General features: G+C 51.4%; 14 protein-coding genes. 3 read left to right on the top strand and 11 right to left on the bottom strand.

The genetic code is table 11. The annotated features are described in order from the left end of the window. Window positions 1–47: 47 nt before the first annotated feature. The 7 genes from DEALDRAFT_RS14830 to DEALDRAFT_RS14860 form a co-directional block, all read right to left on the bottom strand. Entirely contained in the window at window positions 48–803 is a 756-nt protein-coding gene (locus DEALDRAFT_RS14830) for a YebC/PmpR family DNA-binding transcriptional regulator (RefSeq protein ID WP_008518956.1), read from the bottom strand. 16 nt (window positions 804–819) lie between these two features. Continuing rightward, on the bottom strand, window positions 820–1,200 hold the full coding sequence (locus tag DEALDRAFT_RS14835) for a CoA-binding protein (protein WP_008518957.1): 381 nt from the start codon (window positions 1,198–1,200) through the stop codon (window positions 820–822). Between the two features lie 188 nt (window positions 1,201–1,388). Then, window positions 1,389–1,952 carry a lytic transglycosylase domain-containing protein gene (locus DEALDRAFT_RS14840; protein ID WP_008518959.1) on the bottom strand — a complete coding sequence of 188 codons (564 nt, stop codon included), beginning with the start codon at window positions 1,950–1,952 and terminating at the stop codon, window positions 1,389–1,391. Beyond that, window positions 1,952–2,554: a dephospho-CoA kinase gene (coaE, locus tag DEALDRAFT_RS14845; RefSeq protein ID WP_008518962.1), complete on the bottom strand. Its 603-nt coding sequence runs from the start codon at window positions 2,552–2,554 to the stop codon at window positions 1,952–1,954. Before coaE ends, DEALDRAFT_RS14840 begins: the two co-directional genes overlap by 1 nt. Before the next feature lie 84 nt (window positions 2,555–2,638). After that, window positions 2,639–4,417, bottom strand: coding sequence for an acyl-CoA dehydrogenase family protein (locus DEALDRAFT_RS14850; RefSeq protein ID WP_008518966.1), 1,779 nt, complete (start codon window positions 4,415–4,417; stop codon window positions 2,639–2,641). A 24-nt stretch (window positions 4,418–4,441) separates the two neighbouring features. Next, entirely contained in the window at window positions 4,442–5,617 is a 1,176-nt protein-coding gene (locus tag DEALDRAFT_RS14855) for a thiolase family protein (protein WP_008518968.1), read from the bottom strand. Between the two features lie 30 nt (window positions 5,618–5,647). Next, a complete protein-coding gene (locus tag DEALDRAFT_RS14860) occupies window positions 5,648–8,032 on the bottom strand; it encodes a 3-hydroxyacyl-CoA dehydrogenase/enoyl-CoA hydratase family protein (protein ID WP_008518970.1) in 2,385 nt (794 codons plus the stop codon). Window positions 8,033–8,302: 270 nt separating this feature from the next. Here DEALDRAFT_RS14860 and DEALDRAFT_RS14870 point away from each other — a divergent pair, with 270 nt between their 5' ends. Continuing rightward, window positions 8,303–8,809, top strand: coding sequence for a MarR family winged helix-turn-helix transcriptional regulator (locus DEALDRAFT_RS14870; RefSeq protein ID WP_008518973.1), 507 nt, complete (start codon window positions 8,303–8,305; stop codon window positions 8,807–8,809). A 118-nt stretch (window positions 8,810–8,927) separates the two neighbouring features. On the opposite strand, the gene DEALDRAFT_RS14875 is transcribed toward DEALDRAFT_RS14870, so the two are convergent. After that, window positions 8,928–10,094 (bottom strand): trans-sulfuration enzyme family protein, encoded by a 1,167-nt coding sequence (locus DEALDRAFT_RS14875; RefSeq protein ID WP_008518974.1) that lies wholly within the window; start codon window positions 10,092–10,094, stop codon window positions 8,928–8,930. Between the two features lie 121 nt (window positions 10,095–10,215). On the opposite strand from DEALDRAFT_RS14875, the gene DEALDRAFT_RS14880 reads away from it, so the two are divergent. Both DEALDRAFT_RS14880 and DEALDRAFT_RS14885 read left to right on the top strand, forming a co-directional pair. After that, a complete protein-coding gene (locus DEALDRAFT_RS14880) occupies window positions 10,216–10,833 on the top strand; it encodes a DUF1405 domain-containing protein (protein WP_008518976.1) in 618 nt (205 codons plus the stop codon). Next, on the top strand, window positions 10,814–11,656 hold the full coding sequence (locus tag DEALDRAFT_RS14885) for a class I SAM-dependent methyltransferase (RefSeq protein WP_008518979.1): 843 nt from the start codon (window positions 10,814–10,816) through the stop codon (window positions 11,654–11,656). Before DEALDRAFT_RS14880 ends, DEALDRAFT_RS14885 begins: the two co-directional genes overlap by 20 nt. Here the strand turns inward: DEALDRAFT_RS14885 and DEALDRAFT_RS16615 are convergent. The 3 genes from DEALDRAFT_RS16615 to DEALDRAFT_RS14895 all read right to left on the bottom strand — a co-directional run bounded on the left by DEALDRAFT_RS16615 (window position 11,570) and on the right by DEALDRAFT_RS14895 (window position 13,304). Next, window positions 11,570–11,947, bottom strand: a complete 378-nt coding sequence (locus DEALDRAFT_RS16615; protein ID WP_008518981.1) for a DUF1284 domain-containing protein — start codon at window positions 11,945–11,947, stop codon at window positions 11,570–11,572. The two genes, DEALDRAFT_RS14885 and DEALDRAFT_RS16615, sit on opposite strands and share 87 nt — an antisense overlap. Beyond that, complete coding sequence (gene thiE / locus DEALDRAFT_RS14890; protein WP_008518983.1) at window positions 11,947–12,597, bottom strand: thiamine phosphate synthase; 651 nt, start codon at window positions 12,595–12,597, stop codon at window positions 11,947–11,949. Before thiE ends, DEALDRAFT_RS16615 begins: the two co-directional genes overlap by 1 nt. 131 nt (window positions 12,598–12,728) lie before the next feature. Continuing rightward, entirely contained in the window at window positions 12,729–13,304 is a 576-nt protein-coding gene (locus tag DEALDRAFT_RS14895; RefSeq protein WP_008518985.1) for a biotin transporter BioY, read from the bottom strand. Between the last annotated feature and the right edge of the window lie 88 nt (window positions 13,305–13,392).

Below are 13,392 nucleotides of genomic sequence, written 5' to 3' on the forward strand. Positions count from 1 at the left end.
GGTTGTTAATACTAAATTTCCCGTGCAGGGGGCGTTTATGCAAGAACTTATTCGTTTTCCAACTCCGCCATCACTTCGGAAGGCACATCCAGATTGGTGTAGGCATTTTGCACATCATCATGGTCTTCCAGAGCCTCAATGAGCGCCAGAGCTTTTTTAGCCCCTTCCACATCCGGCACCTCCACCGTGGTTTCGGGAATCATGGTGATGGCAGCTTCCCCGAAGCTGATACCCTCTGCTTCCATTTTTTCTTTTACCGCTTCAAAGTCATCGGGACGGGTGTAAATCTCAAAGGCATTTTCTCCGGCCTCAAAGTCTTCAGCACCCGCATCCAAAGCCAGAAGCATTAACTCATCTTCATCATGGCCCTCTTTGGACACCTCCAGATAACCGCGACGGTTAAACATCCAGGCCACACAGCCTGTTTCCCCCAGGCTGCCGCCGCTTTTGGAGAAAATATGGCGAATTTCACCGGCGGTACGGTTGCGGTTATCGGTGAGGATTTCCAACATCACCGCGGTACCCGCCGGGCCGTAGCCCTCGTAGATGATTTCCTCGAAATTGGTGCCTTCCAATTCACCGGCACCTTTTTGGATGGCCCGCTGAATATTGTCGTTGGGCATATTAACCGAACGCGCTTTCTGCAGCGCCAGGCGCAGGCGGAAGTTATTGTTGGGGTCACCGCCACCCTGTCGTACTGCTGCCATGATTTCCTTGGAAATTTTGGTGAAAACCTTTCCTTTTTGCGCGTCTACCCGTGCTTTTCTGTGTTTGATATTGGCCCATTTGGAATGGCCGGCCATCACAATCCCTCCCGTTTTAAAGCCTGCCCAGCTCTACCATGACGCATGCCCTCTCTGCTTCAATGTTATTTTCCTCAGCCAGAGCAAACGCTTCCCGGCAATCGGCACCGGGCTGCATCCAGACATATTTTATCCCTTCTTTTGCACACTGGGGGATAATGCTGGTGGTAACCTCCGGTGGAACCACACAGTTTACCACCTCCGGCACCTCCGGCAGCGAAGCCAGGTCTGCATACACCGGGTCACCGTCCAACTCAGACAGATTGGGGTTGACGGCATAGACGGTGTAGCCTGCATCTTTTAGTCTTTTGTACACCCTATACCCGAATTTGCGCTTATTCTTGGAAACGCCCACCACAGCCCAGCTTTTCTTGTCCAGCATAGTACGCACAGACATTTCACTACCTCCAGTATGCCTTGTTTATTTTAACACGATTACATTTCCCGGACAATAATTGCTTATCTTCCCGGTAAATTTGCTTTGGTGCCATTATACTACGCACAATTTTGCAAGTTATTAAAAAAACCTTGCTCTTTTTAGAAAAAAATAGCCGCGCTGAAATTAAAGCGCGGCTGCAGGATTTATTAGCGGTATAGTTCCTGATAGTTGCGGTAAGAGCCAATTACACGCTGCAAAAATATTCTGGTTTCGCCAAAGGGTATCTGCTCCCGATCCTCATAGCGGCCGGTCCAGACATCGTCTCTGAGCCAGGAGGCCACTTTTCCCCGTCCGGCGTTGTATGAAGCAATCACCAATTCGTGTCTGCCGTCAAACTCTTTGGCCAGGTTGGCCAGATACCAGGTGCCCAGTTGGATATTTATTTCCGGGTCCAAAAGCATTTCATCGGTGAGATTGATTATGCCTACCTGAGGGGCAATCCACTGGGCGGTAGACGGCATCAGCTGCATTAAGCCCAGTGCTCCCTTGCGGGAGACCGCATCGGCATTGAATTTGCTTTCCTCACGGATTACAGCAGCCACCAACAGGGGATCCACCCTGTATTCGGCGGCATACTCTTCAATTATTTCCCGGTACGCATAGGGGTAAGAAAGCCGGCGAAATTGCGGTGTGCGCATTACAGCGGCTATTAGTAAAAGAAAAACCAGGATAACAAAAAGCATGCGCAACCATTTAATATTTTGGGTCATCAACCACACTCCTGCAGCAGGATCTGCCATACTTTTAAAACCTGGGCCTTTGTCTCCGGTAATGTTTTGTCATTATCAATGACAAAATCGGCACGAGCCACTTTTTCCGACAGAGGCATCTGAGCCTCAATGCGCAAACGGGCCTCCTCCCGGGTCAGACCGGAGCGCTGCATGAGCCGGGACCGTTGAGCAGCGGGGCTTGTGGTCACCACGATGACCCGGTCAACATCCCGTTCAAACCCGGCCTCATATAACAGGGGCACCTCCACCAAAGCAACACAGGAACCCTGGTCCCGGGCCCGGGCCAGCTCCTCCCGCAGCAGCGCCCGCACCGGAGGATGGGTCATCCCGTTTAATACCTGACGCATTTGGGGGTCGGCAAAGATAATATCTCCCAGTTTTTTGCGGTCCAACTGCCCGCTCTTTTCCAGTATATCATCGCCAAAATAGCGCACAATGGCTTCCCATGCCGGATTACCCGGCTGAACTACTTCCCGCGCCAGTTGATCCGCATCAATGCGGTAGGCGCCTAAATCAGCAAACATTCCGGCAACGGTGGATTTACCTGTGGCAATTCCGCCGGTCAGCCCCACAACAAGCATAGTCCCACTCCTCTCCAATCTTTATTATAACAGAAAAAAAGAACCGCTCACAAGCAAGGAGCGGTTCAAGAGGAGGAGTATTGGCTACGCGATTACTGTATACTTGTTGGACTTGTATACAGCATCTGCGATGTCACGCTTAAGCTGGAATACATTGTCCTGCTCATAGCGGGTCAGTTTACGCAGTACGGAGAACAGGGTCCGCTTGGTGTCCCCTTCTTCCATGGCGGCAATAACTTCCTTGGCCCAGGCATCAAACTTGGGTACCAGATCACTTACGTAGCAGGAAGTCATCTTAACAGCCAGAGCAGCAGCTTCTTCGCCCTGCTTGGCAGCAATTTTGCGGGCTCTCAGCATGGCGCTTTCCGCACTGAAGACCTCATCAACCATGTCCGCCATTCTGCCCAGGATTTCCTGTTCCTTAATCAGTTTTTCCCCGTATTTCTGAGCGGCGGTACCGGATACCAGCAAGAAGATCTTCTTGAAGTTTTCAATGGCCTGCTCTTCTTTGCCCAGCAGTTCATCGGAATCTTCGGGCATGGAGGGCATCAACAGCTCCTCCTGCAGCTTCATGGCCGCTTCAATGAGAGGAATCTCGCCTTTCTGAGCTTTGCGCAGCAGGGTGGCGGGGATAATCAGACGGTTAATTTCGTTGGTGCCTTCAAAGATACGGTTAATGCGGCTGTCACGGTAGATCCGCTCCGCCGGGTACTCTGAGCAATAGCCGTAGCCGCCCAGAATCTGCACGCACTCATCGGCCACAAAATCCAGAGCTTCCGAACCCACAATCTTAACGATGGAGCACTCGGTGGCATATTCCTGAATGCCTTCCGATACTTTCTGGCCCGCATCTTCGGCGTCCATATCCAGATTTTCCACCAGAGAGTTAATCAGTCCGCCGGTGCGGTAGCAGATACTTTCGGTGATATAGGTGTGAATGTTCATATCGGCAATCTTATTTTTAATCATGCCGAACTTGGCAATGGGCAGGTTAAACTGCTGACGCTCCTGAGCGTAAGCAGAAGCCACTTCCAGGGCATACTTGGCGGCACCGGAGCAGCCCACACCCAGCTTGTAGCGGCCGATGTTTAAGATGTTAAAGGCAACCTGATGGCCTTTGCCGATCTGGCCCAGCACGTTTTCCACCGGCACCTTGGCGTCTTCAAAAATAACAGAAGCGGTGGAGGAGCCTTTAATGCCCAGCTTGTGCTCTTCTGCACCGATGGAGACACCGGGGGTATCACGGTCCACGATAAAGGCGGTGAACTTTTCGCCGTCAATTTTGGCATAAGCAATGATCACATCGGCCCAGGCGGCATTGGTGATAAACTGCTTGGAGCCGTTTAAGACATAGTGTTTGCCGTCTTCGGTGAGCACAGCCTTAGTTTTGGCGTTCATGGCATCGGAGCCGGCATCCGCTTCGGTGAGAGCGTAGGCGGCAATTTTCTGGCCGCTGGCCAGGCCCGGGAGGTACTTCTTCTTCTGTTCTTCATTACCGAAGAACAAGATGGGCAGGGTGCCGATTCCAGTGTGGGCGCCAAAGGCCACGGAGAAGGAACCGCCGCGGGAAACCTGCTCGGTGATAATCAGAGAGGTGATTTTGTCGGCTTCGGAGCCGCCGAACTTTTCCGGGATATCACTGCCCAAAAAGCCCAATTCACCCATCTGCTTCATCAGGCCGGTGGTAACCCCTTCTTCCATTTTCTCAATTTCTTCGGAAGCGGGCATTACCTTTTCCTTGATAAAGTTTGCCACAGTGTCGTTTACCATCTTATGAAAATCGTTATAATCCTCCGGTGTAAAGACCTGCTCCGGATCGGTTTTGGAAATCAGAAACGAACCGCCTTTAATTAAATCAGTCATTTATTAAACCTCCTTCAACCTCATTTATAGTCGTTCAATGATGCCGGCAGCACCCATGCCGCCGCCGATACACATGGAAACCAGTCCGTAGCGCGCATTACGGCGCTCCATCTCGGACAACAGTGTCACCGTCAGCTTGGAACCGGTACAGCCCAGCGGATGGCCAAGAGCAATGGCTCCGCCGTTAACATTAACTTTCTCCGGATCCAGCTCCAGGGTACGCACCACAGCTAACGCCTGTGCGGCAAAGGCTTCGTTTAATTCAATAACATCCAGATCATCTTTTGTGAGGCCGGTTTGGGCCAAAACCTTGGGAATGGCGGCAACGGGACCAATACCCATTACATCCGCTTCCACACCGCCCACCGCATAACCGCGGAATACGGCAATGGGCTTAACACCCAGCTCTTCAGCCTTCTCTCTGGACATTACCAACACCGCTGCTGCCCCGTCACTGGTCTGTGAGGAGTTACCCGCCGTTACAGAGCCGCCCTGCATAAAGGCGGGACGGAGTTTAGCTAGTTTTTCTGCAGTGGTCCCGGGCCTGACACCATCATCCATGGTAAAGGTACCCTCTTCCACCACCAGCCGACCCTTGGCGTTAAAGTATTTCTTTTTCACCGGGACCGGAACAATTTCATCATTGAACTTCCCGGACTTAATAGCTTCTTCGGCCAGGCTGTGACTACGCTCTGCAAACTGGTCCTGGTCTTCCCGGCTGATATTATACCGCTCGGCAACCCTTTCTGCCGTCAGTCCCATATTCATATATGCCTGTGGGTAATCGTTCATCAGTGTGGGGTTGGCCGCCATTTTGTTGCCCCCCATGGGCACGGCGCTCATACTTTCCACACCACCGGCAATTACCACATCTGCCATTCCCATGCCGATTTTTGCCGCAGCCAGCGCAATACTCTCCAGGCCTGAAGAACAGAAACGGTTTACCGTCATCCCTGAAACTTCAGCGGGAAGCTTTGCAATCTGTGCCGCAATCCGGCCCACATTCATCCCCTGTTCCGCTTCCGGAAATGCACAACCGAGGATAATGTCATCTATTTTCTCTGCAGGCACGCCGGAGCGTTTGATTACTTCCTGCAAAACCAGTGCTGCCAAATCATCGGGCCGTGTATCTTTGAGCCCACCGCGCTTTGCTCTGCCCACCGGTGTGCGGACCGCAGCGACAATCACCGCTTCTTTCATCTCTATCCCTCCTGTCTTTAAATTCTCAAATTAGTTACGCAACGGTTTTCCGGTTTTCAGTATATGGGCCATCCGCTGCTGGGTCTTTGGCTGCATGCAAAGCTCAACAAATACTTCACGCTCCAAATCCAACAGATACTGCTCAGTGACCCAGGTGTTGGCATCCACATTGCCGCCACACATAATGTAGGCCAGTTTCTCCGCCAGGAAGGCATCGTATTCAGAGATCTGACGCCCTTCCTTCATATTGAAGATACCTGCCTTGATGGTGCCCAGGCCGTTTTCGCCGATAACACGGATCTTACGGGTTTGCGGCGCTTTATAACCTGCCCGCGCCATGCCCAGTACGGCCTGTTTGGCATCAAAAATGCGGCGGTCCTGGTTGACCACAACCTGGTCTGTGGGACGCATATAACCCAGATTTTGTGCTTCCTTGGCACTGGTGCCTACTTTGGCCTGTGCCACCGTCATGAAAGCGCTGATAACCATTTGTGTTAAATCAACATCTTTATTATCCATGTGTGCTTCTGAGCTGCGCAGTACCATTTCCTTGGTACCGCCGCCGGCAGGGATTACCCCCACACCCAACTCCACCAGACCCATGTAGGTCTCAGCGGCGGGCATAATGCGGTCGCAATGGGCCAGTATTTCATAACCGCCGCCCAGAGCCATACCGTGCGGTGCCGCCACCACCGGCTTGTCGCAGTACTTCAGGCTCATCATGGCCTGCTGGAACTGCCGGACAGCCAGGTGCAGTTCATCCCACTCTTCGGCCTGGGCTTCCATCAGAATCATCATCAGGTTGGCGCCCACGCAGAAGTTCTTGGTATCGCTGGCAACCACCAGTCCTTCCCAGTTCTTTTCCACTTCATCTGCGGCCTTCATCATCATGGAGAGCACATCGGGCCCCAGAGCCTGGCGCTGAGAATGGATTTCCAGGCAGGCTACGCCGTCACCGATGTCAATCAGGCTGGCGCCGGTGTTGGACTTAATCACACCGTTCTTTTCTTTATAGTCGGAGATGAAAATGGTGCCGAAGGGTACTTCCAGCTCTTTGTACGACTTTGTCTTAAAGTCATAGAAGAAAGTCTTGCCCTCTTCTTTTTTGTAGAAGGAGTCAATACCGGCCGCCAGCATCTCTTTTACCAGTGCCGGCACTTCTTTTCCATCCTCTTCAATGCGCTGGGCAGTTTCCTTTACACCAATGGCATCCCAGTTTTCAAAGGGCCCCAGCTCCCAGTTAAAGCCCCAGCGCATGGCGCGGTCAACGGAGACGATATCATCGGCAATCTCTTCGGCCTTGACTGCAGAATAAATCATCATATCCCGCAGCGCCTTCCAGGCAAAAGCACTGCCCTTGTCATCGGCTTTTAAGAGAGCTTTAATTCTACCCGGCACAGATGAAGCATTCTTGGCCGCCTCCAGGCTGCCAAACTTTGCTTTCTTCTGCTCACGGTATTCCATGGTGTCCAGATCCAGAGTAAGAATCTTTTTCTCTTTACCGTTTTTCTCTTTTTTGTAGAAACCCTGACCGGTTTTGGCACCAAGCCAGCGTTTTTCATTCATTTGCTGCAGGAACTCAGGAATCTCAAAGGCGGCCTTTTCCCAGTCCTCCGTAACTTTTTCCCCTACGTTCTGGGCCACGTGGAGGAAAATGTCCAGGCCCACCATATCCAGAGTGCGGAATGTGGCGCTCTTGGGGCGGCCCATGGCCGGACCGGTCACTGCATCCACCTCTTCGGGGGTAAAACCTTCTTCCTTCATGGCAGCAACAGTAGCTAATAAACCGTAGACACCGATGCGATTGCCGATAAAGTTCGGGGTATCTTTGGCCAGTACAACGCCCTTACCCAGGACCCGGTCGCCAAAGTCCTTCATAAACTCCACCAGGGCCGGATCAGTTTCCTCTCCCGGGATAACTTCCAGCAGTTTCATGTAGCGGGGAGGATTAAAGAAGTGAGTCCCGAAAAAGTGCTTGCGAAAATCGGGAGAACACTCAGACACCATCTCATTTACCGACAAGCCGGATGTGTTGGTGGTGACAATGGTTCCCGGCTTCCAATACTTTTCTACCTGTGCAAAAAGGCTCTTCTTAATCTCCATTCTTTCAGCCACAACTTCGATTACCCAGTCGACGCCGGAAATTTTGCTCAGGTCGTCTTCCAGGTTCCCCGGTGTCAGCAAGCTAACATCGTTTACATCATAGAGCGGGGAAGGCTTCATCTTTTTCAGGTTTTCCACGCCCTGGCGAGCCAACTGCGTTCTCAGGGCCGGATCTTTTTTCTCCTCTTCCGATAACCCCGGCGGCACGATATCCAGGACCAGACAAGGGATTCCCACATTGGCCAGATGGGCCGCAATACTGGCTCCCATTGTCCCGGCACCCAGGACAGCGGCGCTTTTAATCTTTCTCATACCAGGTTAGCACCTCCTGTAAATATTTTTACTTGTTAAATATTTATGCTGACAAATTCGTTATTGAACCCAAAATTCCTGCTAAATTGAAAAAATTTTAAAAAGTTTTTTTATTCGGTTCTTTTTATTTGCTGCATTTTCTGCAATATTTGCTATGATTAAAGTAAAACATCTGGTAATGTTACTATGGTTCATGGTATAATCTATGAAAATTAAGCAGCCCACAGTATCAAAAGTACGAATTATTATATATTTCAGGGAGGGTTTATTTTGACTGAGCAGCAATACGAAGCGTTCACGAAAGCGTTTCAGGAAATTTTTCCGAAACTGATGCATTATCTGGAAGCTGAAGAAATGCGGGAACTGACGGGCCTGGGCATTACACCGGGACAGATTAACGCCCTGCTGATCCTCTACATCCAGGATGATCTCACCATGGGCGCCCTGAGCCAGGAAATCTACCTGGCAGAAAGCGCCGCCACCCGCCTGGTGGACCGGTTGGTAAAACTCAACCTGGTGAAACGCAAAGGGGACGAAAAGGACCGCCGTGTGGTCCGGGTCTATCTCACATCCTACGGGCGCCAGTTGGCCAGCCTGGTCTTTGAACGGCGAAACCGCCGTTTCGGCAATCTGGCTGAGAGGCTGACAGAAACGGAACGGGATAATCTAATCACTTCGGTAAAAGCGGTACTGCGCGTCTTTGAAGAGATGGAAGCAGAAGCGGCAGCAAAAATACAGGCCAAAGGCGAAAAAACAGTAAAAGAAAAGAAAGAATAAAAAACTACCCCTCAGGCAAAACCCTGAGGGGTAGTTTTTTGGGACAGGGGGACAGGTCAACTGTCCCAATTTATTCATTGAGACAGGGGGGACAGGTGATTCTGTCTCACAATCCTTATCATTTGCGGGTGAGGGCCTGCTCCAGGTCGGCCTGCAGGTCGCTGATATCCTCAATGCCCACCGACAGCCTGAGCAGACGTTCATGGATGCCCAGTCTCTGGCGGGTTTCAGGTGGCATGTCGGCATGGGTTTGCAGGTAAGGATAGGTTATAAGTGATTCCACGCCACCCAGCGATTCGGCAAAGGTGATCACCTGCAGCCTGTTTACCACTTCTTTTGCCAAAGCGGCATCTTTTAAACTAAAGGAAATCATTGCTCCGGGGCCGTCGGCCTGTCCGGGCACTTCTACTTCGTTATAACCGGGAAAATAGACAGTTTCCACTTCCCGATGGCCGTTTAGCCACTCTGCCAGGCGGCAGGCATTTTCCTGTTGTCTGTCCATGCGGACCGCCAAAGTCTTCATTCCCCGCAGCAGGAGCCAGCTTTCCTGCGGTGAAAGGACAAATCCGGCACCTTGCTGAATAACCGCCAAATCTCCGGCCAAACGCTGGTTATTGGTGGCCACCAGTCCGGCCAGCAAATCATTGTGGCCTCCCAGAAACTTAGTGGCGCTGTAAACCACCAGGTCCGCACCCAATTCCAGGGGGCGCTGCAAATAAGGGGTCATCAGGGTGTTATCCACCACGGTCAGCACTCTGTGGCTTTTGCACAGTTTGGCCACCGCAGCAATATCTGCGCTGCGCAACAGCGGGTTTGAAGGGCTCTCCAGCAGGACCGCCCGGGTGTTGGGCAGGATTGCCGCTTCTAAAGCGGCACTGTCGCCAACATCAACATAACTGGTACTGATATTATATTTACTGAGTATCCAATCCATCAACTTATATGTTCCGCCATAGATTTCCTCGCCTAAAATCACATGGTCGCCAGCTTCCAAAAGCATCATCACCGCAGTGATGGCCGCCATGCCTGAGGCAAAGGAAAAAGCAGTTTTTGCACCTTCCAGGGCTGCAAAGGATTCTTCCAGCGCTTCCCGGGTGGGGTTATTAATCCGCGTATAGTCAAAACCGGTAGTTTCACCCGGCGCAGGATGGCGGTACGTGGCTGACTGATAAATGGGGACGCTCACTGCTCCGGTGGCCTGATCAAACCGCACACCGCTTTGTACCAGCCGCGTAGCCAGCTTCTGTCCCGTTCCCGCACCGCTACCAAAACACTTCTTCTCCATTGTCTTCCTCCCGGGTTTTTAATTCATAGTAAACCTATTTGTTTTATATTAAAGCTTGCTGTTGCACATGTCAAGGAAAAACCGCTATAATTAATGTTAGTTTTTCTTATGGGAGGTAATTATGCAAAAGATTTTGGACATCTTATTTACGAACCGGTACTTTATTTATGCCCTGTTAGTCATCAATTTTTTCGGCACCATTTATGGATTCTGGTGGTACCGTAATCAGTTTGCAGCCACACCTGCTTACATATGGCCCTTTGTACCCAATTCTCCGCTCACCGTGCTGTATTTCTTTATCGTTCTGGTGCTCTTTTTGCAGAATAAACGTTCCTCGTTCTGGGAAGGACTGGCTTATTTCGGCCTGATAAAGCACGGCATGTGGACGGTGGCCATCATTACACTGTACCACCTGGCGGGAGACCGCTCGCCGGATAACATTCTGTTATGGACAGGCCATTTTGGCATGGCGCTGCAGGCCGTGCTGTTTTGGGTATACTATGGACTGCCGCTGCGCTTTTCCCATGCGGTGGGCATATCAGGGTGGTATCTGTTTAACGATTACCTGGATTATGTGGTAGGCATTCACCCCTACGTCAATACAACTTTAGTGGATATTGCCGTGGTGCGCAACCTGGCCGTCAGCTACAGCATTGTACTGACCATCATCTTTCTCTTTACCGCGTGGCGCCGGCATAACAGAAAGGAGACCCTAACTGTTGAGAGAGGAAACACTTGATCTGCTTTGTGATCCCGAAACCAGTTCCCCTTTAATTTTGCAGGAAAATGAAGACGGCTCCCAGGTTCTGGCGGGGAGCAATACAACCTATCCCATTCGTGACGGTGTGGCGGACTTTTTACACCAAAAACCGGTCACCGGTATCAACAAACGCTATCAAATGATGTATGACCACCTCTCCCCCTTCTACAATTTTGTCACCCGGGCAGCCATCCGGCTGATGCAGGCCGATGAAGACGATGTGCGCCGGGAGTATCTGTGCGAACTGGAAATCAAACCGGGAGACCGGGTGCTGGAGGTCTCTGTGGGCACCGGCACTAACCTGCGCCTTTTGCCCCGGGATGCCAGGTATTACGGCCTGGACATCTCCCCGGGCCAGCTGCGCCAGTGTAAAAAACTCCTAAAAAAAATCGGCCTGGAGGCCGAGTTGTTTCTGGGAGCGGCAGAGTCCCTGCCGTTTTATGATAATTCTTTCGATGTGGTTTTCCATATGGGCGGCATTAACTTTTTCGGCGACCCCGATTTAGCCCTGCGGGAAATGTACCGCGTGGCCAAGCCGGGAACAAAAATCGTAGTGGTGGATGAGACAGACCGCTTCACTAAAAAGCTGGCCAAAATTCCCATAGTACAGAACTTCTTCAAAAGCGACAGTGATGTGAACGTTCCAGACCCGTTGGTGCCGCAAAAAGCTGAAGACATCCAGGTAAAGGAGCTTTTTGACGGCAGGCTCTGGTATTTAAGCTTCCGCAAAGCTCAGACAAAGGTCAAGCCAGCCACAGTCAGCACAGCACTTCTGAAACGCCGCGCCCTTCAGCGCGTGTAGCCTTTGCTGCAGGAAAGCATACTCCCTGCTCTCGCCGGCCTGTAATCCCAAAAAGGCCAGTACCTGCCGGTCCCGCTTTTTGACATTTCGGGCATTTACACACTGCCTGTTATTTAGGTGCGGACAAAAGTCGCAGATATCATCGGGGCCGTCGGTAATCCGCACCAGCTGCCGGGGATTCTCTGAAAGGCTTTTGGCAACGGCTGCCATATTGGCGGTAAACTCCTCACTATAGCCCCTGCCCCGGAAGCGAGGCAGGCAAAGCAGGTGATGGGCCCGCAGAGTGAGCATCAGCAGCCGCTCTCGGCAATTAGCTGCCGAATCTTTTTTACCTCTGCTTCCACATCAGCGCAGGAAACCAGCGCAGAAACCATGGCCGAGCAGGGCACGCCGCGCCGCCGCACATCCACAATATTTTCTCCGTTAATCCCGCCGATTGCCACCAGCGGGATTTTATAATTTTTAGCGATATGTTCAATCAAATCCAGGCCCACCGGTTCTCCCGCATCCGCCTTGGTGCCGGTTTTAAATACCGGACCCACCCCCACATAGTCGGCGCCGCGGACCATGGCATCCTCCACATCGGCAGGAGTGTCGGCGGAGACACCGATAATCATCTCCTCGCCCACCAGTTTGCGCACCGCATTGGCGGGCAGATCATCCGGCCCCACATGTACACCGCCGGCTTTACTGAGGATGGCAATATCCACATCATCGTTAACTATAAACAATACCCCGGCCGGTTTACACATCTCCCGGATAACACGGCATTCCTCATATTTTTCCCGCTTGGTTTTATCCTTTTCCCGGTACTGAATAATCTTAACTCCGGCATCAATCATCCGGCGCACCACTTCCAGATTGTCCTTACAGGCAGACAGCGACTCACAGGTCACACCGTAAATATCTGTCTGAAAAATCTCCGCCACATTCTTTCGCATACTATCAACTCCTCCACTCCATTATACTGCAAACCCAGTACCCATCTCAATTTTAGCAAAATAAAAGAAAAAAGTAAGCCAATAATTTTGGCTTACCTGAGATCATATCGGGCAATTCGCAAACTTTTGGCTTATTGTGTATTCGGTTTAGCTGTGGTAGTGGTATACGCTGCCGGCAAGCTGCCCAGGATTCTCAGGGCCAGGGGTCCGGCCACCGCCACTTTAACCAAATCACCGGGAATAAAGGGCAGCATGGCCACTACGCCGTTGTAAACCGGCATATCCAGAAACCGGGCCATTTGCAGAATTCCGGGGGTGTATACAGCCACAATACCACCTAATACAGCAGCCAGATATAATACGGGCAAGGAACGTTGTTTAGACATTTCTGCAATTTTACCAATTACAAAAGCGCCAAGTATAAAGCCCCAGATAAAACCGCCGGTAGGACCAGCCAATACTCCGGCCCCTGCAGTTCCACCGGCAAATACTGGCATACCGGCCATCCCCAGCAGTACATAGATAATCTGGCTCATGGCTCCTTTATGCGCACCCAGAAGCAATCCGGCAAGCATCACAGCAAAGGACTGTCCTGTAATGGGTGGCAGGCCACCGGGCATAGGAATAACAATGTAGGCCATAATGGCGGTCAAAGCGGTAAACAGGGAAATTAAAACAAGATCACGCACAGCAAATTTCTGGTTCATTTGTCAGCCTCCTCTATTCTGTTAGGAGGATTATAGCATGAGGCAATTTTCATTGTCAACCTGTTTTTTGCATGTGGTTAACATAGAG

The organism is Dethiobacter alkaliphilus AHT 1, from assembly GCF_000174415.1.
Taxonomy (GTDB): domain Bacteria; phylum Bacillota; class Dethiobacteria; order Dethiobacterales; family Dethiobacteraceae; genus Dethiobacter; species Dethiobacter alkaliphilus.

Coding starts and splice junctions, on each gene's coding strand:
- DEALDRAFT_RS14840 (WP_008518959.1), bottom strand. CDS start 1,952: ATGACCCAAAATATTAAATGGTTGCGCATGCTTTTTGTTATCCTGGTT.
- DEALDRAFT_RS14860 (WP_008518970.1), bottom strand. CDS start 8,032: ATGAGAAAGATTAAAAGCGCCGCTGTCCTGGGTGCCGGGACAATGGGA.
- DEALDRAFT_RS16615 (WP_008518981.1), bottom strand. CDS start 11,947: ATGCTCACTCTGCGGGCCCATCACCTGCTTTGCCTGCCTCGCTTCCGG.
- DEALDRAFT_RS14850 (WP_008518966.1), bottom strand. CDS start 4,417: ATGACTGATTTAATTAAAGGCGGTTCGTTTCTGATTTCCAAAACCGAT.
- DEALDRAFT_RS14895 (WP_008518985.1), bottom strand. CDS start 13,304: ATGAACCAGAAATTTGCTGTGCGTGATCTTGTTTTAATTTCCCTGTTT.
- thiE (WP_008518983.1), bottom strand. CDS start 12,597: ATGCGAAAGAATGTGGCGGAGATTTTTCAGACAGATATTTACGGTGTG.
- coaE (WP_008518962.1), bottom strand. CDS start 2,554: ATGCTTGTTGTGGGGCTGACCGGCGGAATTGCCACAGGTAAATCCACC.
- DEALDRAFT_RS14830 (WP_008518956.1), bottom strand. CDS start 803: ATGGCCGGCCATTCCAAATGGGCCAATATCAAACACAGAAAAGCACGG.
- DEALDRAFT_RS14875 (WP_008518974.1), bottom strand. CDS start 10,094: ATGGAGAAGAAGTGTTTTGGTAGCGGTGCGGGAACGGGACAGAAGCTG.
- DEALDRAFT_RS14880 (WP_008518976.1), top strand. CDS start 10,216: ATGCAAAAGATTTTGGACATCTTATTTACGAACCGGTACTTTATTTAT.
- DEALDRAFT_RS14835 (WP_008518957.1), bottom strand. CDS start 1,200: ATGTCTGTGCGTACTATGCTGGACAAGAAAAGCTGGGCTGTGGTGGGC.
- DEALDRAFT_RS14855 (WP_008518968.1), bottom strand. CDS start 5,617: ATGAAAGAAGCGGTGATTGTCGCTGCGGTCCGCACACCGGTGGGCAGA.